Consider the following 25,026-nt stretch of genomic DNA (forward strand, 5'->3'; position numbering starts at 1 on the left):
GTAACTGAACTGGCTCACCCTTCCGCGTACCACAGTGACGCCAGTCCGATCCCGACGGCGACGAACACCGAGAGGACGAGAACGAAGATAGTGATCCGTTCGCTGAAGAACACGATCGTCAGCACGATTCCCAGAAGGCTCGCGTTGAGGGCGATGAGGACGTCGAGGCGGCGACGGATGCCACGATCCATATTTCATTTCTCTATTCGGATCTGATAACTGTAGGTGTGATGTGTCGTCCGTTTGCTCCGGGTTGCTGTAGACCGAGTAACCGGCTGTGAGACGAGCGCTCTGCTATCGTGGCAACACGGCGGAGCCACGCCCTCCCCAGCCGATTTCTGCTCACGGGTGCGCAGCACCCGTTCGCATGGTTCGCGGGACCTCCGGTCCCGCGCTAACGCTCACTGCGCTCGCTCATCCCTCGCGCAGCGTTATCGGCCGTCCTCACTCCCGTTCGGACGACCGACAGCGCGCGCCACCGCACGTTGTTCCACAGGCCGTGGTACACACGGTATCAAGCGCGCAACTGTACACGCGGGGCGGTTTCCCGCCGCCGTCGGAACGTGGGGCCATGTCCACCAGCGGCCCCGCCGAAACGACGCCGTTCCCGTTTCCGACGCAGGTCGTCTACGACGGCACGTCTGATCGCCTTCGCGCCGCCGTCGACGTCGCCCCCGCAGCGATGGACGACGTGACCGTCGAGGTCGGCTCGCGTCGCCTCCGGATCGCGGTCGATCGCGGCGACAGCGTCGGGATCGGCGACCAACACGGCGACGAGCAGACTGCGAGTGATGACCGCATCGTCGAACGCACCGTCACGCCGCTTCCTCCCGGCCTCGAGTTCGGGGACGACCGACACGCGTTCTACAACAACGGCGTCCTCACCGTCTCGCTCGAGACGGAATCGTGAGTCTCGATCGACCACCCCGACGGGCTCTCATTTCCGGTCGATCGGAACCGAGCGGACTGCCTGCAGCACGTTTTTGCGCCCTTGCCCGGTAGGAGAGACGACAGTCACGGGACCAATGGTGACCCAGGACGCACGCTCGAGCGACGGCTTCCTCCCGTTCTTTCGCGAGTACACGAAGACCTGGATCCACGCGGTCGCGGCGGCCGGACTGACGGCGTTCGGGACGCTGTCGGTCTATCACCGCGCGTTCATCGCCCTCGCGCTGGCGTCCTATGTCGTCCCGCCGATCGTGTTGTACCTGTGGCGACCGGCGGCGGGCCGGGACGATCCACCCGAGCGGGCGGGCGACGCGACGGCCGCTCGAGACCGCGCGGCGACCGGTGACGCGGCGCTCGAGCGCCCGGATGTGGCGGCCGAATCCGCGGACGGCGACGGACACGACGGCGTCGCTCTCGGCTCGGACGACGACCGTCCCGACGTCGATACCGGCGATGGAGCATCCGGGACCGACGCCGCCAGCGAGACCGAGCGGCCCCACGCCCGCGAGTGGCGGCCCGTCGACGTTCCCACCGAGGCGACGCTGCGGGACGTCTGCGTGACCGACGGCGGCGCGGCCCACGCCGTCGGCGAGGACGGGGTCGTCCTCTCGGCCTCCGGCGGCGACACCGAGTGGTCGGTCGCGCTCGCGGACGGGCCCGCCGCGCAGGGCGAGGAGTTACAGGGGGTCGACGCGACGGCCGACGGCGCGGCAGTCTGGGTCGCCGGCGACAGCGGCGCGGTGGGCCGGCTCGAGCCCGAGACGGGACTGCACACCGATTACACGGCCCCGCTCGAGATCACGAACAACTGGCTGGGGGTCGCCGTCGCCGGCCGGAGCGGCGACGAGACGGTTCTGCTGATCGACGGCTCCGGAGCCGTCTGTCGCGGGCGCTACCGCGACGGCGAGATCGGGTGGGACAAGCCCGTCACCCCCGGCAGCGGCTCGAGCCTGAGCGGGGTGGCGCTGGCGGATGCGTCGGTCGGCTACTGCTGTGACACGAACGACGCGGTCTTCGAGACGACCGATGGCGGGGCGTCGTTCGACCGCGTCGGCCCCGTCGGCGCCGGCGGCACGCTCGAGGCCGTGGCGACGCTCGGCCGCGGCGACTGTCTGGTGAGCGCGGACGACGGCGTCGTCCACCGCTACGGCGGGTCGACGTGGACGCCCGAGCGAGTCGGCGAGGCGGCGATCTGCGGGCTGGCCCGTCGAGAGGGGGAGACCATCGCCTGCGACGCCGACGGCGTGATCCACGAGCGCAGCGGGACGGACTGGGACGCGATCGACGCGGGGCCGCTCGAGTCGCTGATCGGCGTCGCGGTCGCGCCAGACGGCCGGCGGGCGGTCGCGGTCGGCGACGAGGGGACCATCGTCGAGCGGCGATGAGCGACGGTCGGATCGGCCACTGTTATTGCCGTCGAACTCACAGCGCCTAGCGTGAGCGATCGAGACGCGACTGGCGACGGAACCGACCGCTGTCGGCTCTGCGGCACGCCGCTCTCGGGGGCCAGTGAGCGGGCCGCCGACGGCTTCTGCTCGAGCGGCTGTCGCGATATCGCCGCCGAGTACGGAACCGGCGACGACGCCGGCCCCCGTTCGACGGACCAGCCGGCCGACGCGAGCCCGGACGCGACGGCGGAGACCGACGGGACCGTCCGGACCTTCTTTCGGGTCGACGGCATGCACTCGGCCAGTTGCGAGGCCTACCTCGAGTCCGTCGCCGAGGGCCGCGACGGTGTTCGCGACGCCGAGGCGAGCTACGTCACCGAGACGGTCCGGGTCGATCACGACCCTGATCGGATCGGCGCGGACGCCCTCGAGGATGCGCTGAGTACGCTTGGCTACACCGCGTACCGGCGCGAGGACGCAAGCGCTGACGAGGATACCGGTGGCACCCGCCGCTCCCGGGAGATGGACGGGCTCCGGAAGCGCCGCGCCGACGACATGCTCGAGATGCGGTACGTCGTCGGCGTCGTCTTCGGCTCCTTCCTGCTGTTGCCGTTCGTGGCGGTCTTCTATCCGATGTACCTGACCGCGTTTACCGACTGGGGCGCGATCGCCCACTTCGAGGGGTCGTTCACCGGCTTTAGCGGCTCCCTCTATCTCCCGCTGTTCGTCGTCCTGACCGGCGCGATCGTCTACCTGACCGGCGGCCCCGTCCTCCGGGGCGCGTACGTCAGCCTGAAGCTCCGGCGGCCGACGACGGACCTGCTCGCGGCGCTGACGATTCTGGGCGCGTACACGTACGCTTCGATCACCGCCGCGCTCGGCCGGACCGACGTCTACTTCGATCTGACCATCGTCGTCGCTTCGCTCGTGATGGGCGCGACCTACTACGAGTCGACCGTCAAGCGCCGTGCGACCGACCGGCTGACCGACCTCACCGTCTCGCAGGTCGACACTGCTCGGCTGTACGCCGAAGACGGCTCCACGACCGAGATCCCCGTCGCCGACCTCGAGTCCGGCGACCGCCTGCTCGTCCGCGAGGGCGAGCGGATCCCGGTCGACGGCCGGCTGGCCGAAGGCGAGTGTACCGTCGACGAGGCCGTCGTCACCGGCGAGTCGCTCCCGGTCCCGAAGGAAGCCGGCGACGAGGTGGTCGGCGGCTCGGTCGTCACGACCGACGCGGCGGTCGTCGACGTCGGCGAGCGGACCACCAGCAGCATCGAGCGGCTCACCCGGGTCGTCTGGAACGTCCAGAGCGCCGACCACGGCGTCACGCGCCGAGCCGACGAACTCGCCGCCCGACTCGTCCCCGCCGTCCTCGCGGTCGCCGCCCTCGTCGGCGTCGGGGCCGCTCTCACCGGTGCCGGCACGACCGCGACCGCGCTCGCGGCGCTCATGACGCTTATGGTCGCCTGCCCGTGGGCGCTCGGGTTTGCGACTCCCTACTCCGTCGCGACGAGCCTGGAAGCGGCCCTCGAGCGGGGCATCGTCGTCTTCGACGAGACGGTCTTCGAGCGCCTGCGCGCGATCGACGTCGTCGTCTTCGACAAGACCGGGACGCTGACGACCGGCGAGATGTCCGTCCGCGAAGCCGACGCCCCCGATGACCTGCTGGCGGCCGCCGCCGCCCTCGAGCAGCGGGCGGCTCACCCGGCCGCGGCGGCGATCGCGGCGGCGTTCGGCGACGGGAGCGAGACAACTGGCGAGGCCGACGGCGCGGCCCGGGCCGACGGGGGCTCGGCCGCCGCGAGCGACCTCGAAGTCCGGGAGTTCCACACCCACGCGACCGGGGTTGAGGGTATCGTCGACGGACGACGGGTAGTGGTCGGCCACCCGGACCTGTTCCGGGAGCGGGGCTGGACGCTTGAGGACGGGCTCGAGACGCGCCTCGAGCGGGCTCGGGAAGCGGGACGGCTCCCGGTCGTCGTCGGCCGGGACGGCGATGCGGAGGGGCTCGTGATCGTCGGCGACGAACCGCGTGAGGGGTGGGAAGAGACGGTGACGGCGCTCTCCGAGTCCGGCGTCGAGGTCGTGGTCCTGACCGGCGACGACGGGACAGCCGCCGACGCCTTCGCGGCGCATCCGGGCGTCGATCACGTCTTCGCCGGCGTCTCGCCCGACGGGAAGACGGCGGCGATCGAGCGGCTCCGGGCCGACGGCCGCGTGGCGATGGTCGGTGACGGCACCAACGACGCGCCCGCGCTGGCCGCGGCCGATCTGGGGATCTCGCTGGGCAGCGGGACGGCGCTGGCCGCCGACGCGGCCGACGTCGCCATCGCGGACGACGACCTCGCCGCGGTCGAACGGGCCTTCGCGCTGGCTCGGGCAGCCCGCGGCCGGATCAGACAGAACCTCGGGCTCGCGTTCGTCTATAACGCCCTCGCGATCCCGCCGGCAGTCCTCGGGCTCGTGAACCCGCTGGTGACGACCGTCGCCGTCGTGATCGGCACGCTGCTGATCGTCGGCAACGCCGAGCGGTCGTTGCTCGCGGACTGACCCGGGGAGTCGATGCCGGGGAGACATACCGGGAGGACAAACTACAGGGATCGCCGTGACCGATCCACGGCCGGATGACTGGACGGATGGACCGTCGCCGCGCGTACGCGGCCGTCGTCGTCGGGACGCTGGGCTACACCTGCCTGATGTTCGTCTGGTTCTCGCTGCCGGCCTATCTCTCGACGATCATCGACGATCTCGGGCTCTCGGGGACCCAGGCCGGCGTCGTCGCCGGGGCGGTGCCGCTTACCTACATCCCGATCGCGCTGTTTTCGGGCGTCGTCGTCGACCGGATCGGGCCGGGCCGGAGCCTCGCCGCGGGCGTGTTGATCTACGGCATCGCACAGGTCGCTCGCAGCTTCGCGGCCGGCTTTCCCTCCCTGCTCGCCGCGACCCTCCTGATCGGCGTCGGCGCGACCGCGATCACCTTCGGGCTCCCGAAGCTCGTCTCGGTGCTGTTCCCGCCCGACGAGACCGGCCTCCCGTCCTCGATCTATCTGGTCGGCGCGTCGACGGGGACTGCGAGCGTCTTCGCCGTCGGCCGGCCCGTTCTCGGCCCGCTGCTCGGGGGCTGGCGGCCCCTCTTTCTCTGGAGTGGCGTCGTCGCGATCGCGTACGGCCTGCTGTGGCTCGGCGTCGCGCACCGACTGGGGATCGACGCCCGCAATCGAGCGGCCAACGACGCCGACGACGCGGACTCCTCGCTCTCGCCTGCGGCGATCGCTCGCGACCTGAAACTCGTGCTGACCCACCGCGAACTGCAGCTGGTGGTCGTCGTCGGGACGATGTACCTGCTGATCGCCCACGGGACCCAGAGCTGGCTCCCGACGCTGCTCGAGGCTCGGGGTTACTCGGCCGATCGGGCCGGCCGGACGACGAGCCTGCTGGTGGCCGCGAACGTCGTCGGGGTATTGACCGTCCCGGCGGTCGCCGACCGGCTGGGGGTCCGCCGCACCGCCCTGATCGTCTGCGGACTGATCGCCGCGGTCGGCCTCTCGGGTATCCTCTCGAGCGGGCTCGGACTCGCCCTGCTCGGGAGCGTCCTCGTCACCGGCTTCGGCTTCGGCTTCGGCGGACTCTCGCCGCTTATCCGGGCGATCCCGCCGGAACTCGAGGGGATCGGCGCGCGCCTGACCGGCACCGCGGTCGGCTTCATCTTCGCCGTCGGCGAGATCGGCGGCTTCCTCGGGCCGGTACTCGTCGGGACGCTGTACGACCGTACCGGCTCGTACGCGCCGGGGTTGGGACTGTTGGCCGCGGCGGGGCTCGTCGTGGCGGTCGCCGGCAGCGTGTTGCGGTTTCGGTACGGGGACGCCTGACAGCCGCGAACGCGCCGGCACCGGCGACCGGCCCGGGATCGATCATCGTCTCGGTCACCGTCGGGTCCGCTCGAGGCCGTACGGGATCACGAGCCCCGGCCGGCGTGACTCGAGCTATAGTAGCCGCTGAAACGATTCACACACTGATCGCAACGCCGTCGTTCGATCAGGTGTGCAATGACTTTCAGTGGCTACTATAGCCGTCGTCCGACTTCCGTCGTGCCGGTGGGGTCTTCGAGAGGTACGTCCCCAACCGGCCGCGGTTGTCGGCGACCCACCGGTAGGCGCGCTCCCGAAACCGTTCGTAGTCCTCGAACTGCCGGAGGAACCCGACGGCGTCGCCGGCGGGCTCGACGACGTCCGTCCGCCTGAACGCCTCCTCGATCGAGGCCCCACAGGAGTAGACCCCCTCGTCGGTGACCATGTGCGAACACTCCTCGTAGTCCTCGGGCAGCCGAGCCAGCAGGTCCTCTGAGAGATCACTGAAGCCGACGATCCGGAGGTCCGTCCGGTCGTCGAAGAAGTCGGCCCACCACGTACAGAACCCGCAGTCGTCGTCGTAGACGAGCGTGGCCTCGCTCATACCCCATCTGGGGGCCCGACGCTACTAACGCTTGTTCTCGAGGTGGGGTGACGATCGATCCAACGGGCTCGAGTTCGCTCGAGCCGGACGTTCGCCGTCCGCACCGACCCGCGCTCGGTTCCCCGCCGGAACCTTCTTGAAACCGCTGGGCAATCCTGAGCCATGAGCAGTGCGGCCCGGCCGCTCTCGGAACCGCAGGTACTGGCCCACGCCAAACGGCGACTCTTTCCCGCCGACGACGAGTCGGCCGCCTACGCAGTCGCCGACACCCAGTTCGCCAGCGAGGAGTGGCTTCCCGGCCGCCCGGTCGCGCCCGCGATCCGCGAGCGGTTGGCCCCGTTCAACCACGTCCGACTCGGCAGCGGCTACCCCGATCTCGTGGGGGTGCGTGCCCTCGAGCCTGAGCTGCTAGCGGTCGAGCGGGTCGGCGACGAGCCGCCCCTGATCGCGATCGAGGCGAAAGGCGAAACCAGCGGCGGCGTCGACACCGAGCGCGGGATCGTCCAGGCCTACGACCGCCTCGGCGAGGCGAACGCGGCGTATCTCGCCGCGCCGATCGACGCGATCGCCGAGACCGACCGCACGCTCGCGACCGAACTGAACGTCGGGATCCTCGGCGTCGACAGCGCGGGCTCGGTCGAGCCCCTCGAGGTGCCCCGCGTCGTCGGCAACCGGACGACGACCGAGGCGACGGCGCTGCGGTTCCAGGCGAGCGTCCAGGGGGTCGCCAACGCCTCCTTCGGGCTGAACCATCCCAAGAACTACCTGGGGTATCCGCTGGCTCACTACGCGGCCGGCGAGACGGCGACGCTGCTGTCGGAATACGACATTGTCGGGGCCGTCGACGACGCGCGCCGCGGAGCCGCGTTCCTGGGCCTGATCGAGGACCGGCCGGGTCTCGAGGGCGATTCCCTGACGCCGCTGGGCGAGGAAGTCGTCCGGTTCGCGAAGAGCCATAGCGGCTCCGTCGAGGCGGCGCTTTCGGAGTTCGCGGACTGGTACCGATCGCGGAAGCGCTTCGTCGACCTCGCGCCGGCGTGGGGGCGGCTCGCCCGGCGGGTCCTCTTCGACTACGAGGCGACGGGCCTCCTCGTCCGGGAACTCCAGCACATGCACGAGGACGGGATCGCCGATCCGTCGCTGGTCGACGTCGTCGAGTATCTCCACGAACTCCACCCCTCCTTCACCGTCGAACTGTTCGTCCGCGGCGACGACGGCGTCCGCGGCCGGGTCCTGACCGACGACGGCGAGCTGCGGCGCGGCCCCCTCGAGGACGGGTCGATCTACCACTCGCCGACCGTCTTCCAGCTGAAGACGATGCTGTTCCACGCTGGGATCCTCGAGACGCGGGGGACGGAACCGCACCGGCTCGAGCCGCTCGCGGATAGCTGGGCGCTTCGGGAGCCGGTGTGATCGCTTCGGCTGGTCGCTTCGAGCGGCCGTTCGGTGATCTCTCCAATCAGTACTCTTTCCGCGTTGGCTCTCGAACCAACGACAGAGCGGACGGTTTCGGCCAACGATCTCGACACGTCCGGCCGATCACACGTCTACGACGACGGCAGGTGATACATCATGCCCACCACAAACGTACTCCTGGTCACGATCGGGGTCGCCGACGGACTCTCCAAGGAGGGCCGCGAGGCGATTCGAACGCTGCGGGGCGGCGAGTCCGTCGACCGACCGGCGACGGTAACGTTCGCGAACGAGCGACAGTTGAGCGACGTGTTCAACGAGCGAACGTACGCGCTGCTTCGCGTGATCCGCGACGAGGATCCCGAAAGCATCCGCGAGACGGCCCGGGTCGTCGGCCGCGACGTGAAAAACGTCCACGAGGAACTGACGACCCTCGAGGCGCTGGGGATCATCCGGTTCGACGACGACGGCCGGTCGAAGCGGCCGGTCTTTCCCTACGACGACCTCATCATCAGTCCGTTCGCGCACGACAGCAGTGATTCCGCTCCCGCAGCTCCCTAATTACGTGATCGTCGGCTCCTACTCGCTATCGGATTCGAGATCGTCGGCATCGAGTTCCCCCTCGAGATACTGCACTCCGGGGCCAGCGATTTCGTAGTAGCCGCGCTCGACTCGAGTGACGAGTCCGTACTCGACGAGGACAGAGAGACGTCGGTTCACGTGGACGCGTGACTTGTCGATATTCTTCGCGATGACTTGCGGCGAGAGCAGCAACCCCGAGTCGAGAATCTCGAGAATGCGCTCGTCGGTGGGTAATTGCATCCACTCGCCGGGTTGTCGCATTGTTTTTGGGTAGCAAAACAGCTCCTTACGACTATCGATACGATAGATGTACGCTACCCACAGAATTCACCAGTGTTACTAATTAGTAACAAACGTTATTAGGGAACGGATGGAACTTGTTGGTACACGGGAACGAATCGTGAGACGACAACCTTGTCTCAGGAGAAAGCGGCGCGGTGCCCTGACACCGGGCCGCGACAGCTCCCGTATCACGCTACGGAAGCCATGTCCGACGACAATTCACGGGACCATGAAGGTCCCGACCGACCCGACGTATCGATCCCATCCGCGTCCGATGCCGAACTGACGGATGGCACCGTCCGCGAGCGCCTCGAGGTGATCGACCGACTCACGCGGTCGTTGCTCGCCGATATCCAATCCGGGGCAGAAACCGCGCCGCCCGCGGACGCCGACGATCGCTCCGAGGCCTGCCGGCACGTTCGGGAGATCAGGGCCGAGGCCAGCCGCGTCGGCCTCCTGCTGTTCGGCCCGGAGATGGCGATCCCCTACGATCCCGCTACCCACGACGGCGACGCGCTGGCGGTTTCTCGTAGTGGCTCGCTCACGACGGCGTTTCGAGGTCCGGAACCCGGGTCGCTCGAGCAGAATCGTCAGCGGGACAGTGATGGATAGGTAACGGCTTTCGTTCGTTTCGGGGTTCGAATGTACGGGCTCGGTTTATTCTCGATTTCGGCTCCTCGAAGGTCGATTCTGGTCTAATTAGAGGAACTGGTCGCCTATCCAGGGACACAGGCGCGGATGGCCAAGACAGCGCTGGTCATATATCGGTCAGTTCACAATATTGCTGATCTTCTCAACAGGATCGTCAGCCGCACTGTGGAGTCCCTTGTTGTGTTTGTCCGGAGAAAGATCCATTATCGTTCAGTCCATATTATTTCCAAAATGAGAGGGTTGTTGAAATCCAAGGTGTTCACAACTAACTGGAATGCATGGGATAATAAATGGGCCCCCATCGTAGCTGCACCGTTTTTAGCCATTCTCGGTGTGGGAATTGGTACAGTTTTGAGTGGTTACGTTACATCATCCGAACTGGGTCAGACCCTAGTAATGGGTTTCTTTTTATTTGTGACAATGATGACGGGATTCACACTTCTTGCGCTTGTTGATTAGCACAGTACGGGCGCGAAACCCTTTCTCGCGGGACTTCTCATCTCTGCCATCTCGGTCTGGAACCGAGGACTCCATCCACTGCGCGACGCGGCCTCGAGCGACCCTATCACCACGAAAAGGAGACCAATCCCCTCCCGAGTCCGCTTACCGTTCGCGTTCGGGCGCGGACGGATCCTCGAGCGCGACCTCGATCCCACCCGCTTCAGCAGAGACGGTGATCGAGTAGCCGTGATAGTCGAACGCAAGACTCTCGAAGCCCGCGGCATCGGGCAGCGAGTCCAGCAGGTCGGGATCGATCGCGTCGTAGAGCGACTCGAGCGCCGTTGGATCGGCATCCTCGAGTTGGGAGACGAGGTCGATGACGGCCATACTGAGCTGCTCGCCTTCACTGAGAGAAACGGCTGTCGTCTCGATCGATTGCATCACTCTTGCTGGGGGGCCGTCGGTAAAGAAAATATCCCACTATTGCAGCCCATCCGTTCTGGACGAAACGACAGTCAGATAGCCAGATACGTGTGCGGCGGTGCGACGGCCCCGCTCTCGGTGCCCCGGTCGTGGCGTCGCCGACTCGAGTGTCACTCCCGGCGGGGGACCTCGTGGCGACCGAAGCCGTACCGCAGGCGGTTGGCGAGCCGTCGCGAGAACCGGCCGTCGTCGGCCCGCGAGCCGAACCGCTCGGAGAGGGCGGTGTAGATCAACGGCAGCGGGACCTCCTGCTCGAGGCCTTCCTGGACGGTCCAGGTGCCGGTCGAGCCGCCCTCGACGCGGTCCGCGACGGTGCCGAGATCGCTGCCCTCCTCGCGGAAGGCTTCCTCGCAGAGTTCCAGCAGCCACGAGCGGATCACCGCGCCGTTGTTCCAGACCGACGCGACCGACTCGAGGTCGAGGTCGTACCGGCCCTCGTGGAGGAGTTCGAACCCCTCGCCGTAGGCCTGCATCAGGGCGTACTCGACGCCGTTGTGGATCATCTTGACGTAGTGGCCGGAGCCGGCGGGCCCCATCCGGCCGTGGCCGTCCGGGCCCGTCGCGACGGCGTCGAAGACCGGCTCGAGTTCGTCGTAAGCCCACTGGGGGCCGCCGACCATCAGGGAAAAGCCCAGTTCCGCGCCGGCGGGGCCGCCGGAGGTGCCGCAGTCGAGGTAGGCCGCGGGACAGGACTCGGCCCGGCGCACCGAGTCCTCGAAGTAGGAGTTGCCGCCGTCGACGACGACGTCGTCGCCGTCGAGGTGGGGCGCGAGCTCCTCGAGCGTGACGTCGACGGCCTCGCCGGCGGGGACCATCAGCCAGATGCGTTTGTCCGCGCCCAGTCGCTCGAGGAGGTCGTCGATCGAGTCGGCGGGGGTCGCGCCCGCGTCGGCGGCCGTCGCGACGGCTTCCTCGTCGAGGTCGAAGGCGACCACGTCGTGGCCCGCCGCGAGGGTTCGGTCGACGACGATCTGTCCCATCCGTCCGAGTCCGATTACGCCCAGTTGCATGGATAGGGGTCGGCCGGCCGGTGTGGTAGGGGTTGCGGTTCCGGGTCCGCGGGCGCGTCGGGATCAGTCCCCGTCGGCCGACGGCGCGGGCTCGAGCGCGATCTCGACCCGGCTGCCGCCCAGCTCCGACTCGGCGAAGGAGACGCTGCCGCCGTAGCTGTCGACCATCCACCGGACCAGCCAGAGGCCGAGCCCGCTGCTGTGGGTCAGCTGCGTGATATCGGTCTCGCCGGTGACGACGTCGATCTCGGCGGGCGGGATGCCGGGCCCGTCGTCGGCGACCGCCAGCCGGACCCGACAGTCCTCGCGTGCCACGGCGACGTCGACGGTCGGCTCCGGACCCCCGTGTCGGATGGCGTTCTCGACGAGGTTCTCGACGACCAGCCCCAGTCCGGGATCGGCCCAGGCCGAGGGGTCGTCGGCCGCCGAGACGGAGACGGTCGCGCCGTCGGGGTCGAGCCCCTCGACGGTCTCCGTGACGGTCGCGGCGACGTCGATCGGCTCGAGGTCGCCGTCGCGATCGAGCGCGTACTGGATGGCACGGGTCTTCTCGCTGGTACCCGCGAGGTCGGCCGCGGTCTCTCTGAGCGTGTCGGCCGCGTCGACGAGGTCCGGGTCGTCGAGCCGTTCGCGGAGGAGTTCGGCGTAGCCGATGACGACGGTGAGATCGTTCCGGAGGGTGTGCCGGAGGACGCGGTTGAGGACCTGCAAGTACTGTTCGCGTTCCTTGCGCTGGGTGATGTCCCTGACGACGCTGACGGTACCGTGGAACTCGTCGTCGTCGCCGTCGTGGGGCAACAGCGAACACTCGATCTCGACCGGGAACCGCTCCCCGTCGGCGGTCGTGTAGGTGGCTTCGAAGGCCCCGCTGTCACAGTCGGCGTCCGAGAGCAGGTCCTCGATGTGGTCGACCGCGCGGTCGTCGGACTCGTCGGCGAAGATGCGGGACACGGGCTCGCCGACGAGTTCGTCGCGAGCGTAGCCCAACCGTTCGGCGAGCGGGTCGGTCACGAGCGTCAGGCGAGCGTCGCCGTCGATGGCGTACACCATCCCCTCGACGGTCTCGAGGATCCGTTCGTGGCGCAGCAGTTCCTCGCCGCGTTCGGCCCGTTCTAAGGCGGCGGCCGCGCTGGCGGTCAGCAACTGCGCGAGCTGGACGTGCTGGTCGTCGAACGCGTCGACGACCGGCGACCCGACGTTGAGCAATCCGTGGTCCCCGAGCGGGACGCACATGCCGGCCTGCAGCTGGTCGTACTCGTGTGGCGAGTTGGTTCGGAGGTCCTCGATGAGGACCGGTTCGCCCCGGCGAAACGCCTCTCCCATCGGCCCCTCGCCGAGGCCGACTCGCGTTCGCCTTCGGATTTGATCGCCGCTTGCCTCCGAGACGGCCGTCAGGACGAGATCGTCGGAATCGGCGTCGTGAAGCCGGACCGTGGCGAGATCGAACCCGAGAACGCGTTCGGCGGCCTCGACGACGACCTCCGAGACGTCGGCACGTGATTCGCAGGCGAACAGCGAGCGGGTCGTCTCGAGCAACCCGGTGACGACGTCCGCGCGGCGGCGGCGTTCGGTCACGTCGCGGACGACGCAGACGAACGCGATATCGTCCGAACCGGCCGCCGAAAGCGGCGTGACGTTAGCCTCGACGTGGACGACTCCGCCGTCGACTCGCTGGAGTTCGGTTTCGACCGTTTCGCCGGGGGTCGGTGATCCGACTACGGCCATCCAGTCACGGTACGCATCTTCGTCGATGATCGACGCCGCCGAACGCCCGACGAGACCCTCTCGGTCAGCACCCACGAGATCGGCGAAGGCATCGTTGACGTGGACGAATCGCCGATCCGAATCGACGACGATGACGGCGTCGTCGAGCCGATCGAGGGTGCGTTCGCGGGCGGTGCGAACCCGCTCGAGTTCGCGCCGTCGGGACCGGTCCTCGAGTCGCTCCCCGAACGGGTCGTCCCCGGACACGATCGCGTGGAGCCGACCGAGGATCGCGTCGCGCTCCGCAGGCCCGACCGGTGGGGCCTGCCCGTCAACCGTTTCCGTCCGAGCGGTGAGGTCGGTTCCCACGTCGGCCGAAGCGGGCGATTCGGTCGCGGCGTCGACCGTGGCCGGTCGGATCGTGCTGTCTCTCTCGCCGTTCGAGAGGGCCTCGATGCGATCGATGAGGGATGGTTCGCCCGTCCGGACGACGTACTCCGTCGCACCGGCTCGCGTCGCCGCGGCCGCGGCGCTCCCATCGGGCGTTGCCGTCGTATAAATGATCGGCACCGCCGGTGCGACGTCGCGGACTTCGGCGACGGTTTCGACGCGATCGCTGCCGGTCCCGTCGACGATCACACAGTCGACGCGCGTCGTCTCGAGGCAGTCGACGACCGCCGCCCGGTCGCCCGCCGTGACCACGTCGAAGGCGGCGTCGAGGTCACACGGCGGCGTCGGATTACCGACGAAAACGACGTGCTGGCCGGCTCGGGACACGGTCTGGCCAACGGTTGGTGCCGTTGGTCATTAATGTTGTGGCGAGATACCATGGGTCGAGGGAGCAACCTACGCGATCGGTTCCTCGAGGCGCGCCCAGCCGATCGCATCGAGGACGACGATGCGGTCGTTGTACCGAACGTAGACCCCGTTGTACCCGTCATCGTCGGCATCGTAGTACGGCAGCGACTGGCGGATCCGGTCGACGACCGACCACGCGCCGTCGCGCTCGAGCGTGACATGTTCCCACTCCTCGTGTGCGCCGTTGCGGACCGCGCGATCGAGCGCCTGTCGTGCGCCGGGAATCCGCCCGAGCCGCTCCGCCGAGGCGTCGACGATCGTGGCGTCGTCGGGGACCTCGTCCGGGCCGATGACCCGCGCGCCGAGGTCGGCTTTCGATCGCGAGGCGCCGGTCGCCGACCGGTCCGAACTGAGTACGTAGCCGGCGACGGCGGCCGTCCCGACCGCAAGCAGTGATAGTGCCATGTCCTTACCCCTGATCATTAGCGAGTACCTTACAGTAACTGACTAAGTATCTTTCGCAAGAACGTTCGTTGCGAAGGTGTTCCGCCGGAAACCGATCGTCAGTCGCCGCTATAGGAAGCTAGCGACGTTGCCCGACAGCAGCCCCGCAACCACCAGCAGGCCAACGGCTGCGATCGCCGCCGCGCGGAAAACGGGCAGGGCGTCGCGGGCCGGCTCGCGGATCTTCTTGCCGGTGAGACCGGTCTCGAGTCGCTTCGCCCCGATCTCGACGAGGGCAGTCAGCGCCAGCCAGAGCGCGAGCATCGAAAGGACGAGGTGGCCGTTCGTCGAGCCAAAGAGCGTCTCGCTGGTGTAGAGCCGCCCCGCCAGATGCCCGCCCGAGAGAAAGAGGACGAGCGAACTCACGCGCGAGACGGTCGTCAGCTTCCCCGAGATCACCTCGAGCGGGTGGGTCGTGTTGAACGCGCCGTCGCGTGCCAGCGGCAAGACGACGGCGGCGACGAAACAGACGCTGCCGGCCCAGAGGGCCGCGAAGACGAGATGGAGTGTTCTGGCTGCGAGAACGTCGATCATACGGCATCGCTCGAACAGCGGGCGTATCAGCGTTCCGACTTCGGATCGCCCGACTGTCGCGACGGCTGTCGTGTCCGCGGTCACTCGAGCCAGTCGGGCGTCCACGCGACCAGCCGTCGCCGACAGAGCGCGTAGAGCAACGACACCGCGAGGCCGCCGGCGGCGGCGGTGACGAGCCATCCCTCGAAGACGAGCAGGGCCGGAACCGCGAGCGCGACGCCGAGAACGGCGTCTTCCGGCGCGCCGTCGTAGCGGATCCAGCGCCGCGGCCGGAGCCAGCGGCCGCGCACGTGATCGTAGACCGCGCGGTCGGAGCGGTCGTTCCACGGGTCCATCTCCGGCCCGCCGCCGATCGAGTCACTGACGGCGTGGAGCCAGGCCGTGACCGCGAACGCGGCGACCGCAAGCGTCGCGCTCGCCGGAGCGACGGCCGCGACGGCGACGGCGGGGGCGGCGGTCGCGAGCCCGGCGACCGGAAAGTGAAACGTCCGCCGATGCGCGAACGCGAGGTCGAGATCGGGAGCCAGTCCGCCGAGGATCGCCCCGAGCGCGAGCGCCGTCCCGAACTCGGGAACGTGGTACGCGACGGGGGCGACGACCGCGAGCCCGGTAAACACGTGCGTGGTCGCCATCATCGGTACGAGCGGCTACGAGGGGAACGGCAAAAACGGCCGCGGTCACTCGAGGTGTTCGCCCTGATAGCTCCCCTCGTAGACGTCCTCGTGATCGGCCCTGGCAAAGACCAGTTGGGCGATCCGCGCGCCGCGTTCGAGTTCGATGTCGTGGTGGACCTGCAACAGGCCCTCGCCGCGACCCTCGTAGCCGGCGTCCCAGACGGCCGTGTTGAGCATACAGGAGTTTCGCATGAGCGACGACCGGGGGTAGACGAAGCCGACGTGGCCCTCCGGGATCGCGATCCGCTCGCCGTACCGGACGACGTAGGCCCCCTTCGGCAGATAGTAGGTGTCGGGATCGGCCTCCTCGAGTTCCTCGAGCGGGCGGGCGATCCGGTCGCCGATCTGCTTCCCGTCCCGGGTGATGCGGCCCGGTTCCAACTGCTCGAAGACGACGTCGGCGGTCAGGTCAACCCCGTTGGGCTGGACCTGCTCGTCGGTCGTCGGCGAAACGTGGTCGGCGACGAACGCACCGGAGCGGAACATCGTGTTGGTTCGACGCCGCGGCGTTGAGAAAAGCGTATCCGTTCACGGTGACCCGACGGTGCGGTAGCATCCGTCACGCCGCGACCCAGCCCGTCACGGTCCCGTCCGCCGGTTCGTGCCGGCCGGCCCGTCGTCGCGTGTCCCTTGCGGGAGCATCTGGTCCTGCTGAAACTGCGTTCAACGAACGGGCAGCCGACCGGCAATATTTACGGATCGCGTTCCGATTCGGGAGGTGGTATTGGGCCCTACATCGGTAGAAACACGCTGGATTTATCAGGACGGACGGCCGACTTTTGGGTGCTATGGGACAGACTCTCACCGAAAAGATTCTCGACGACCACCTCGTCGAGGGCGAACTCGAGACCGGCGAGGAGATCGGGATCGAGATCGACCAGGTACTTACCCAGGACACGACCGGAACGATGGTCTGGCTCCAGTTCGAAGCGATGGGACTGGACGAAGTCCAGACCGAAATCGCCGCGCAGTACTGCGACCACCAGACTTATCAGTTCGACTTTAAGAACACCGACGACCACCGTTTCCTGCGTTCTGCGGCCGGTAAATACGGCGCTTACTTCTCTCGACCCGGCAACGGCATCTGCCACAACGTCCACCGCGAGAACTTCGCGGCTCCCGGCAAGACCCTGCTGGGTTCGGACAGCCACACGCCCACGCCCGGCGGCCTCGGCGAACTCGCCATCGGCGCCGGCGGGATCGACGTCACCGTCGCCATGGGCGGCGCTCCCTACTACATCGAGATGCCCGAAGTCGTCAACGTCCGCCTCGAGGGCGAACTCCCCGAGTGGGCCACCGCGAAAGACGTCATTTTGGAGCTGCTCCGTCGCCTGACGGTCAAGGGCGGCGTCGGCAAGATCCTCGAGTACACGGGCCCCGGCGTCGAGTCGCTGACCGCGCCCGAGCGGATGACCATCACCAATATGGGCACCGAACTGGGCGCAACCTCGTCGATCTTCCCGACCGACGAGCAGACCGAAGACTACCTCGAGCGTCTCAACCGCGGCGACGAGTACGAGCGGCTCCAGCCCGACGACGACGCCGAGTACGACGACGAGATCGTCGTCGACCTCTCCGACCTCGAGCCGCTGATCGCACAGCCCTCGATGCCGGACAAGGTCGTGCCGGTCCGTGAGGTCGCCGGCCAGTCCGTCGAACAGGTCATCGTCGGCTCCTGTACCAACGGCGGCTACGAGGACGTCCTCCCGGCCGCGAAGATGCTCGAGGGCCGCGAGGTCAACTCCACGACCGAGATGATCGTCGCGCCCGGCTCCAAGCAGGCCTCCGAGATGCTCGCCCGCGAGGGCTGGGTCGCGGAGATGATGGCCGCCGGCGTCAACTTCTCCGAGGCGACGTGTGGTGCCTGTATCGGCATCGGCCACGTCCCCTCCTCGGATTCGGTCTCGCTGCGGACGTTCAACCGCAACTTCGAGGGCCGCTCGGGTATCGAAGACGACAACGTCTTCCTCTGCTCGCCGGAGGTCGCCGCCGCCGCGGCGATCAAGGGCGAAATCATCGACCCGCGCGACCTCGCCGACGAGGAAGACGGTCTCGAGGCCCCCGGCATTGAGCTGCCCGACGAGTACGACGGCTCGAAGACGGACCTCATCACGCCCGAGGAAGCCCCCGACGACGAACTCGTCAAGGGCCCGAACATCGGCGACGTCCCGCTGAAGGACCAGCTCGACGCCGACATCGCTGGCGAGGCCCTCCTCAAGATGGAGGACAACATCACGACCGACCACATCATTCCTGCGACCCAGGACATCCTGATGTACCGGTCGAACATCGACAAGCTCTCCGAGTTCACCCTCTCCCGTGTCGACGACACGTTCGCCGAGCGCGCCCGTGAGGCCGACGGCGGCGTCCTCGTCGCCGGCGAGAACTACGGGCAGGGCTCCTCGCGTGAACACGCGGCGATGTGTCCGATGTACCTCGGCATCGAGGCCGTCCTCGCACAGAGCTTCGCTCGCATCCACCGCGCGAACCTCTTTAACTTCGGGATCGTTCCGCTGACGATCGACGAGGATACCTACGCCGACATCGACCAGGGCGACGAGGTCGAGATCGTCGACGACGTCTACGACGCCGTCACCTCCGGACAGGAGGAGTTCACCGTCCGCGTCAACGGCGAGGAGTACACCGCGACGCTCGACGCCTCCGAGCGCGAACGCGCGATCCTCGCGGCCGGCGGCAAGCTCTCCTGGACGAAAGAACAGGCCCAGAGCGACGAGGGCGGCGCGACGCCCGCCGACGACTGATCGGCTGCTTGCGACTCTCAATTCTGTCTTTTTTACCGGACTCGAGTGGCGACGCTCCCGGCGGTCGGTTCCCGTTACCCGATCATAGCCGAGGGCTGCCAACCGGTGCCGGCAACGATACCGGACAACGCCACCGTCATACCGTTCGGCCGGATAGCACGACCGAATGCCCGCCGACGGACACGAAAACGCTGGGTATCGACGACTGTTCGAACCGGACGGCTTGACCTTCGGTGCCGGCTTTCCCCTGACCGGAGCGAACCGATCGACGCCCGACATCGAGGCCGAAGTCGAACTCGCGAGACACGCTGAAGCCGTCGGCTTCGACGGCCTCTGGGCTCGCGACGTGCCGACCTACTGGCCGAAGTTCGGCGATGCCGGTCAGACGTTCGACACCTGGCCGTGGCTCTCTCACGTCGCGGCCCGGACCGATAATATCGCGCTCGGGACTTCGAGTGTCGTCCTCACGCTTCGGCATCCGCTCCACGTCGCGAAGTCGGCCGCGACGGTCGACCGGCTGTCCGACGGGCGACTCGTCCTCGGGGTCGCCTCCGGCGATCGCGACCCCGAGTACCCCGCCTTCGACGTCGACCGCGAGGAGCGTGGCGCGCTGTTTCGGGAATCCGTCGACGCCCTCCGGACGGTCTGGCGCGAGGAGTTCCCCGAACTCGAGGGCCGCTGGGGCCGGCTCGAGGGCGACCTCGATGTGGTCCCGAAGCCGACGACCGAGACGATCCCGCTGTTGCCGACCGGCAACGCCCGCCAGTCCCAGGAGTGGATCGCCGACCACGGCGACGGCTGGCTGTTCTATCACCTCCCCGAATCGACCCTCGAGAGCTATCTTGCCGAGTGGCGCGCGGCCGCCGGCGACAAGCCCTTCGCGATCGCCGTCCGGGTCGAACTGGCCGACGATCGGACTGCTGACCCCGAGCCGCTCCACCTGGGCTTTCGGGCCGGTGTCGAGTGGTTCCGGGACTATTTCCGCCGACTCGAGACGTACGGCCTCGATCACGCGATTATCGGGATTCAAAACGACGACCGCGAGGCCGCACTGGCGACGTTCGCCGACGAGATCATCGACGACCTGTAGGTCTTACTCGCCGTCACCGTCGTCGGCGCGCTCGCGCAACTGCCGCTTCTGCCGGCGCTCGGTCACGTGATCGATCCCGTCGGCCAACTCCGCTCTGACCTCGTCCTCGAACCCGTCGACCGCCTCGAGGAACTCCCCCGAGAACTCCTCGACGAGTTCGAAGGTCCACTCGTCGCTGATCGCGCCCGCGGGGAGATGCTCGTCCCGGAGGGCGTCGGCCCACTCCTCGTGGCCGGCCTCGCGGAGCCGGTCCTCGGCGTCGCCCATTCGATCCATCGCGTGCCCGAGTTCGTGGTGGAACTCGAGCAGGGTGCCGTAGGCGCGATGGACGTGTTCGATCCCGAGTTGGAGTTCGTGTAGCGCCGCCTGTTCGGCGTCGCTCAGCTCGAGGTCGTCGAGGTCGACGTCCGTCTCGGGACCGGCCGTGGAATCGGGATCGCTCATACTAGGTCCGACGGGGACGGCGGTCAAAACGGTCGGCGTTGAACGTGCCGGACCGGCTCCTGCGAGTGGCGGCTCGGCCGCATCGTCAGCACTCGCAGCGATCGCCGAGTTCCGGCGCGGCAGCGTCGAAGCCATCGGTACGAAGCTCCGCGGCGAACGCCGCACAGCGGTCGCCGTGGTTGACCAGCACGCGCGTGTCCTCGTAGGCCGCGAGGAAGTCGCGCAGGCCGTCGCGGTCTGCGTGGGCCGAGAAGTCGTACTGCTCGACCTGCGCGCTGACCGGCAGCATTCGGCCGTCGATCTCGGCGCTCCCGGTCTCGAGCAGGTCCCGGCCCGGCGTCCCCTCGACCTGATAGCCGGTCATGGCGATCTTGTTGGTCGGGTGCGAGCGAACGGCAGGGACGTAGGTCATCGCGGGGCCGCCGTGGAGCATCCCGCTGGTGGTGACGATGACGGTGTTTTGCTCGGCGATCCGCCGCCGCTGGCCGTCGCGGCCGTCGACGAACCGGGCGTTGCCCTTCGCCCGGCGCAACAGGTCGGGATCGCGCAGATAGCCGCGGTTCGCCTCGCGCAGGAACAGTTCGGTGACGCGTTTGCCCATCCCGTCGACGTAGCACTCGAGGTCGTACGCCTCGCAGAGACACAGCACTTCCTGCGTGCGGCCAATACCGAAAGCCGGGACGACGACGGTCCCACCCTCCCAGATCGTCGTCCGGAGGCTCTCGACGAACTCGCGTTCGATCTCCTCGCGGGGTGGCCGAGTCACGTCCGAGTACGTACTCTCACAGACGACGACGTCGGCGTCGGGCCGGGCGGTCGTGCCGGCGAGCAGCCGCTGGTCCTCGGTGTGGAAGTCGCCGGTGTAGAGCAGCCGCGTGTCGCCGTCGTCGACCAACACGTGGGCGCTGCCGGGGACGTGGCCAGCGTCGAAGAACGTGACCTCGTAGCCCGCGGCCTCAAAGGATTCCTCGTAGCCATGGGTCTCGGAGACTTCGGCGACGCGGGCGAGTTCCGCCTCGGTGAACGGGCAGTCGTAGCTGCCGCCGTGGAGCTTCAGCGTGTCCCGAGCGAGGACCATCGTGAGGTCGTAGGTCGGCGGCGTCCAGTGGATCTCGGGGCGGGCGTCGCCGGACAGCAGTGCCGGTACCGAACCGACGTGATCGAGGTGGCCGTGGCTGACGACGACGGCCTCGGGGTCGACGTCGCCGATCGGGAACGCCGGCGGGTTCCCCGAGTCCATTCCGAAATCGAGAACGAGCCTCTCGTCGATACAGAGCGCGCTCCGACCGATCTCGCCGGCACCGCCGAGAAACCGTACGTCCATTACCGAGCGGTAACGGTCCGGACCGTTTGACGCCATCGGTTACACCCGGCTGCATACTCGCGATCGGCCCGGCGGACTGATCACCGAAAGAGAATAGGCTCGGGTACGTCAAACGAACGCACGGATGAACAACACACTCGACGAGCGGGACGTCAAGATTCTCTTTGCGATCGCCGATCGGGAGACCGATAACACGGAAGTCATCCACGAGGAAACGGGGATCCCGAAGTCGACGGTCCACTATCGCCTGCAGAATCTCAAAGAGGCGGGCGTCATCACGAACGATCTGTACGAACTCGATCTCGACGAAGTCGGCCTGGGGCTGACCGTCATCTCCGAGGTCTGGGCGGAGTTCGATGAGGGGTATCACGAACGGGTCGGCGAACAACTCGCCGATATCGAGGGGATCAACCAGGTGTATTTCACGATGGGTGACACCGACTTCATCCTCATCGGGCGACTGACCTCGCGGGATATGGTCGAACGACTCGTCGAGGACTACGAATCGATCGACGAAATCAACCGGACGAGTTCGAAGTTCGTCATCTCGACGATCAAGACCAGCGAGGGGATCGGCACCCTTCGCGACTACGATCAGGCATCGTTTCTCGAGGCACACGGTCTTTCGGACGAGACGGAATAGCGACGGCGGTGTCTCCGCGACGCGTTCCGATCGCTCATTCGTATCGTGCCACTGACAGTCAATACACACCTGCTCACACGACGGCGGTGCGATCAGTGTGTCAATCGTTTCAGCGGCTACTATAGGCGGGGATGCCGGTGAACTCCTCGCCGAGGACGAGCGTGTGGATGTCGTGGGTACCCTCGTAGGTGTAGACCGTCTCGAGGTTGGCCATGTGTCGCATCGGCGAGTAGTCGGTGGTAATGCCGTTGCCGCCGAGCATCTCGCGGGCGATCCGCGACTGGTTGCGCGCCATCCGCACGTTGTTGCGTTTGGCCATCGAGACGTGCTGGGGACGCATCTCGCCGCGTGTTTTCAGCTCGGTGAGACGGGTGACGAGCAACTGGGCGAGCGTGATCTGGGTGCCCATCTCCGCGAGCTTGCGCTGCTGGAGTTGGAATCGACCGATCGGACCGCCGAACTGGTCGCGATCTTTCGCGTACGCCCGCGCTGTCTCGAAGCAGTCCCGAGCGGCACCGACGGCACCCCAGGCGATGCCGAAGCGAGCCTGTGTGAGACAGGACAGTGGCCCTTTCATTCCGGAAACGCCCGGGAGGACGTTCTCTTCGGGCACGTAGACGTCGTTCAGGCCGATCTCGCCCGTGATCGAGGCCCGCAGCGAGAGCTTGTCGTCGATCTTGTTGGTCGTGACGCCGTCGCGGTCGGTCTCGACGAGGAAGCCGCGAACGGGATTGTCCTCGGCCGCCGTGTCACGCGCCCAGACGACGGCGACATCGGCGATCGGCGAGTTCGTGATCCAGGTTTTGGAGCCGTTGAGGACGTAGCCGTCACCGTCCGCTTCGGCGCGAGTCTCCATCGCCGACGGGTTCGACCCGTGTTCGGGTTCGGTGAGGCCGAAACAGCCGACGGCCTCACCGTTGCCGAGCTTCGGCAGCCACTCCTCCTTCTGTGCGTCTGAACCGTAGGTGTGGATCGGGTACATCACGAGCGCACCCTGTACCGAGGCCATCGAGCGCAGCCCCGAGTCACAGGCCTCGAGTTCCCGCATCAACAGGCCGTAGGCCGTCTCGGAGACGTTCGGCGAGCCATAGCCCTCGAGATTGGGGGCGTAAAACCCCATCTCGCCCATCTCCGGGATCAGATCGGTGGGGAAGGTGCCGTTCTCGAAGTGGTCGCCGACGTTCGGGCGCACCCGATCGTCGACGAACTCGCGTGCGGTGTCCCGGATCAGGCGCTCTTCGTCCGTCAGTTCCGACTCGAGATCGAGGAAATCGAACATCAGTTCCGTCCCTCCGTGGTACTCGCTCGAATCGCGTTACAGAGGATGTTCATCCCGACTTCCGCCTGTTCGCGGGTGAGGACGAGCGGCGGGATCAGCCGCAAGACGTTCCCGTGTCGGCCGGCGTTCCAGACGAGGAGTCCGTTCTCGTAACAGCGGGTCTGGATCGTTTCGACGATATCGGCGCCGGGAGCGCCGTCGGCGTCGACGAACTCCGCGCCGACGAAGAGCCCCTTGCCTCGCACGTCCACCAGTTCCGGCGTCGTCTCCGCGACCTCGTCGAGCCGATCGCGGAGATACTGTCCGAGCGCCGTCGCGTGTGACAGCAGGTCGTGGGATTCGATGTACTCGATCGCTCGCAGCCCGCCGACCATCGCCGGTGCGTTGCCACGGAAGGTTCCGACGTGGCCGCCGGGCCCCCACGTATCGAAGTCCTCGTGATAGAGCATCGCCCCGATCGGCAGGCCGGTCCCGCCCAGCGCTTTCGCCATCGTGATCGCGTCGGGGGTCACGTCGAAGTGGTCGGTCGCGAACCACTCGCCGGTCCGACCCAGTCCGGTCTGGATTTCGTCGACGATCAACATCGCGTCGTTGTCGTCCGCGATGTCGCGAAGCCCCTGGAGAAAGCCCTCCGGGGGCACGACGACGCCCCCCTCGCCCTGGATCGGCTCGACCCAGATGCCGGCGGGCGTTTCGTGACCGCCGTAGGGGGCCTCGAACTTCCGTTTGACGGCATCGAGACACCGCTCACACGCGTCCCGGCCACCAGCGCCCGCGTCCCGCGTCGGATACGGGACGTGAACGGCGTCCGCCAGTAGCGGGCCGTACCCTTTTTTGTACTTCTTGCCCGCGGTGAGACTGAGCGCGCCGGCGGTCGTCCCGTGATACGCCCCCTCGAAGCCCAAAATTCCGTGGCGTCCAGTGTTGTGTTTGGCGAGTTTGATCGATCCCTCGATCGCGTCGCTCCCGCTCGGACCGCCGAACACGACGTTGCTCGAGCCGGCCAACCCGCCCGGGGCGATCGTTCGCAGTTTCTCGATGAGATCGACCCGCGCCTCGGTCGGGAAGTCGATCGTGTGTGCGATCGACTCGAGTTGCTCTTGGGTCCCCTCGAGGACGTAGGGGTTCGAGTGACCGACGTTCAGGACGCCGATCCCCGCGAAGAAATCGAGGAACGTGTTTCCGTCGGCGTCCCGAACCGTCGCTCCCCGGGCCTCCTCGAGCGCGATGGGGACGCGGCGCGGATACGCCACTGCGTTGCTATCGATCTCCCGTTGTCGTTCCAGTAGTTTCCGTGAGTTCGGTCCCGGCACCTCGTCGACCGATGGTTCGGTCGCGAAGTGAAGCTCGTCGATCGATGGGCCTACGGCCATGTGCCCTAGTCACACTCTTTGGATATATTTGGTTCAGTTCCTATCTCGGTGCAGCAGAATAGGAATATAGCCAACAAAGAATAGAATATCATATATTATCCAATTAGGTTGGAATCGTGACGTTCTGTGCGGTCCCTTCGAGTGGCTGTTCTCGAGTCCCTTTGGGCGTCCGCTCGCCGGTAATCGCCGGCCGAGCAATTCTGCTAAATATACAATATAGGATGGTGAGGTTGGATAGCTAGCA

Annotated in this window: 24 protein-coding genes and 1 pseudogene; 11 read left to right on the forward strand and 14 right to left on the reverse strand. The window is 67.2% G+C overall.

What is annotated here, in order from left to right; all coding sequences use genetic code 11:
- Positions 1–14 precede the first annotated feature (14 nt).
- Positions 15–191: a hypothetical protein gene (locus ACERIM_RS05460; RefSeq protein WP_373631646.1), complete on the reverse strand. Its 177-nt coding sequence runs from the start codon at positions 189–191 to the stop codon at positions 15–17.
- Positions 192–571: 380 nt separating this feature from the next.
- On the opposite strand from ACERIM_RS05460, the gene ACERIM_RS05465 reads away from it, so the two are divergent.
- The 4 genes from ACERIM_RS05465 to ACERIM_RS05480 all read left to right on the forward strand — a co-directional run bounded on the left by ACERIM_RS05465 (position 572) and on the right by ACERIM_RS05480 (position 6,208).
- On the forward strand, positions 572–910 hold the full coding sequence (locus ACERIM_RS05465) for an Hsp20/alpha crystallin family protein (RefSeq protein ID WP_373631647.1): 339 nt from the start codon (positions 572–574) through the stop codon (positions 908–910).
- A 115-nt stretch (positions 911–1,025) separates the two neighbouring features.
- Positions 1,026–2,333, forward strand: a complete 1,308-nt coding sequence (locus tag ACERIM_RS05470; protein WP_373631648.1) for a hypothetical protein — start codon at positions 1,026–1,028, stop codon at positions 2,331–2,333.
- Between the two features lie 51 nt (positions 2,334–2,384).
- On the forward strand, positions 2,385–4,889 hold the full coding sequence (locus tag ACERIM_RS05475) for a heavy metal translocating P-type ATPase (protein WP_373631649.1): 2,505 nt from the start codon (positions 2,385–2,387) through the stop codon (positions 4,887–4,889).
- A 74-nt stretch (positions 4,890–4,963) separates the two neighbouring features.
- Positions 4,964–6,208 carry a CynX/NimT family MFS transporter gene (locus ACERIM_RS05480; RefSeq protein ID WP_373631650.1) on the forward strand — a complete coding sequence of 415 codons (1,245 nt, stop codon included), beginning with the start codon at positions 4,964–4,966 and terminating at the stop codon, positions 6,206–6,208.
- 184 nt (positions 6,209–6,392) lie between these two features.
- Here ACERIM_RS05480 and ACERIM_RS05485 read toward each other — a convergent pair whose 3' ends face one another.
- Entirely contained in the window at positions 6,393–6,791 is a 399-nt protein-coding gene (locus ACERIM_RS05485) for a DUF393 domain-containing protein (protein ID WP_373631651.1), read from the reverse strand.
- Positions 6,792–6,953: 162 nt separating this feature from the next.
- On the opposite strand from ACERIM_RS05485, the gene ACERIM_RS05490 reads away from it, so the two are divergent.
- Together ACERIM_RS05490 and ACERIM_RS05495 are read left to right on the forward strand one after the other, a co-directional pair.
- Positions 6,954–8,204 carry a hypothetical protein gene (locus ACERIM_RS05490; RefSeq protein ID WP_373631652.1) on the forward strand — a complete coding sequence of 417 codons (1,251 nt, stop codon included), beginning with the start codon at positions 6,954–6,956 and terminating at the stop codon, positions 8,202–8,204.
- Between the two features lie 159 nt (positions 8,205–8,363).
- Entirely contained in the window at positions 8,364–8,765 is a 402-nt protein-coding gene (locus ACERIM_RS05495) for a hypothetical protein (RefSeq protein WP_373631653.1), read from the forward strand.
- 18 nt (positions 8,766–8,783) lie between these two features.
- Here ACERIM_RS05495 and ACERIM_RS05500 read toward each other — a convergent pair whose 3' ends face one another.
- The gene (locus ACERIM_RS05500) at positions 8,784–9,047 is read right to left on the reverse strand and encodes a helix-turn-helix transcriptional regulator (RefSeq protein WP_006647886.1); all 264 of its coding nucleotides are present in this window, start codon (positions 9,045–9,047) and stop codon (positions 8,784–8,786) included.
- 225 nt (positions 9,048–9,272) lie between these two features.
- On the opposite strand from ACERIM_RS05500, the gene ACERIM_RS05505 reads away from it, so the two are divergent.
- On the forward strand, positions 9,273–9,680 hold the full coding sequence (locus ACERIM_RS05505) for a hypothetical protein (protein WP_373631654.1): 408 nt from the start codon (positions 9,273–9,275) through the stop codon (positions 9,678–9,680).
- Positions 9,681–9,806: 126 nt separating this feature from the next.
- Positions 9,807–10,178 carry a hypothetical protein gene (locus ACERIM_RS05510; RefSeq protein WP_373631655.1) on the forward strand — a complete coding sequence of 124 codons (372 nt, stop codon included), beginning with the start codon at positions 9,807–9,809 and terminating at the stop codon, positions 10,176–10,178.
- 144 nt (positions 10,179–10,322) lie between these two features.
- On the opposite strand, the gene ACERIM_RS05515 is transcribed toward ACERIM_RS05510, so the two are convergent.
- The 7 genes and pseudogenes from ACERIM_RS05515 to ACERIM_RS05545 all read right to left on the reverse strand — a co-directional run.
- Positions 10,323–10,601 (reverse strand): HalOD1 output domain-containing protein, encoded by a 279-nt coding sequence (locus ACERIM_RS05515; protein WP_373631656.1) that lies wholly within the window; start codon positions 10,599–10,601, stop codon positions 10,323–10,325.
- Positions 10,602–10,753: 152 nt separating this feature from the next.
- Complete coding sequence (gene gnd, locus ACERIM_RS05520) at positions 10,754–11,653, reverse strand: phosphogluconate dehydrogenase (NAD(+)-dependent, decarboxylating) (protein ID WP_373631657.1); 900 nt, start codon at positions 11,651–11,653, stop codon at positions 10,754–10,756.
- Positions 11,654–11,716: 63 nt separating this feature from the next.
- Positions 11,717–14,134 (reverse strand): PAS domain S-box protein, encoded by a 2,418-nt coding sequence (locus ACERIM_RS05525; RefSeq protein ID WP_373631658.1) that lies wholly within the window; start codon positions 14,132–14,134, stop codon positions 11,717–11,719.
- A 69-nt stretch (positions 14,135–14,203) separates the two neighbouring features.
- Positions 14,204–14,638 carry a hypothetical protein gene (locus ACERIM_RS05530; protein WP_049905350.1) on the reverse strand — a complete coding sequence of 145 codons (435 nt, stop codon included), beginning with the start codon at positions 14,636–14,638 and terminating at the stop codon, positions 14,204–14,206.
- A gap of 90 nt (positions 14,639–14,728) precedes the next feature.
- On the reverse strand, positions 14,729–15,193 hold the full coding sequence (locus tag ACERIM_RS05535; RefSeq protein ID WP_006647880.1) for a hypothetical protein: 465 nt from the start codon (positions 15,191–15,193) through the stop codon (positions 14,729–14,731).
- Positions 15,194–15,273: 80 nt separating this feature from the next.
- Positions 15,274–15,828 carry a metal-dependent hydrolase gene (locus tag ACERIM_RS05540; RefSeq protein WP_373631659.1) on the reverse strand — a complete coding sequence of 185 codons (555 nt, stop codon included), beginning with the start codon at positions 15,826–15,828 and terminating at the stop codon, positions 15,274–15,276.
- 42 nt (positions 15,829–15,870) lie between these two features.
- Positions 15,871–16,356 (reverse strand): annotated as a pseudogene (locus ACERIM_RS05545) (deoxyuridine 5'-triphosphate nucleotidohydrolase); the annotation flags it as partial.
- Positions 16,357–16,655: 299 nt separating this feature from the next.
- Between ACERIM_RS05545 and ACERIM_RS05550 the strand changes: the two are divergent.
- Together ACERIM_RS05550 and ACERIM_RS05555 are read left to right on the forward strand one after the other, a co-directional pair.
- Entirely contained in the window at positions 16,656–18,629 is a 1,974-nt protein-coding gene (locus tag ACERIM_RS05550) for an aconitate hydratase (RefSeq protein ID WP_049965779.1), read from the forward strand.
- Between the two features lie 166 nt (positions 18,630–18,795).
- Positions 18,796–19,719 carry an LLM class oxidoreductase gene (locus ACERIM_RS05555; RefSeq protein WP_373631660.1) on the forward strand — a complete coding sequence of 308 codons (924 nt, stop codon included), beginning with the start codon at positions 18,796–18,798 and terminating at the stop codon, positions 19,717–19,719.
- A gap of 3 nt (positions 19,720–19,722) precedes the next feature.
- Here the strand turns inward: ACERIM_RS05555 and ACERIM_RS05560 are convergent, their stop codons facing one another.
- Together ACERIM_RS05560 and ACERIM_RS05565 are read right to left on the reverse strand one after the other, a co-directional pair.
- Entirely contained in the window at positions 19,723–20,163 is a 441-nt protein-coding gene (locus ACERIM_RS05560; protein ID WP_373631662.1) for a hypothetical protein, read from the reverse strand.
- A gap of 85 nt (positions 20,164–20,248) precedes the next feature.
- Positions 20,249–21,487, reverse strand: a complete 1,239-nt coding sequence (locus tag ACERIM_RS05565; RefSeq protein WP_373631663.1) for an MBL fold metallo-hydrolase — start codon at positions 21,485–21,487, stop codon at positions 20,249–20,251.
- A gap of 124 nt (positions 21,488–21,611) precedes the next feature.
- Here ACERIM_RS05565 and ACERIM_RS05570 point away from each other — a divergent pair, with 124 nt between their 5' ends.
- Positions 21,612–22,130, forward strand: a complete 519-nt coding sequence (locus ACERIM_RS05570; RefSeq protein ID WP_006647872.1) for an Lrp/AsnC family transcriptional regulator — start codon at positions 21,612–21,614, stop codon at positions 22,128–22,130.
- A 109-nt stretch (positions 22,131–22,239) separates the two neighbouring features.
- On the opposite strand, the gene ACERIM_RS05575 is transcribed toward ACERIM_RS05570, so the two are convergent.
- Positions 22,240–23,409: an acyl-CoA dehydrogenase family protein gene (locus tag ACERIM_RS05575; protein ID WP_373631664.1), complete on the reverse strand. Its 1,170-nt coding sequence runs from the start codon at positions 23,407–23,409 to the stop codon at positions 22,240–22,242.
- Positions 23,409–24,782, reverse strand: a complete 1,374-nt coding sequence (locus ACERIM_RS05580) for an aspartate aminotransferase family protein (RefSeq protein WP_373631665.1) — start codon at positions 24,780–24,782, stop codon at positions 23,409–23,411. Before ACERIM_RS05580 ends, ACERIM_RS05575 begins: the two co-directional genes overlap by 1 nt.
- Between the last annotated feature and the right edge of the window lie 244 nt (positions 24,783–25,026).

Source organism: Natrinema sp. H-ect1, from assembly GCF_041821105.1.
Taxonomy (GTDB): domain Archaea; phylum Halobacteriota; class Halobacteria; order Halobacteriales; family Natrialbaceae; genus Natrinema; species Natrinema thermotolerans.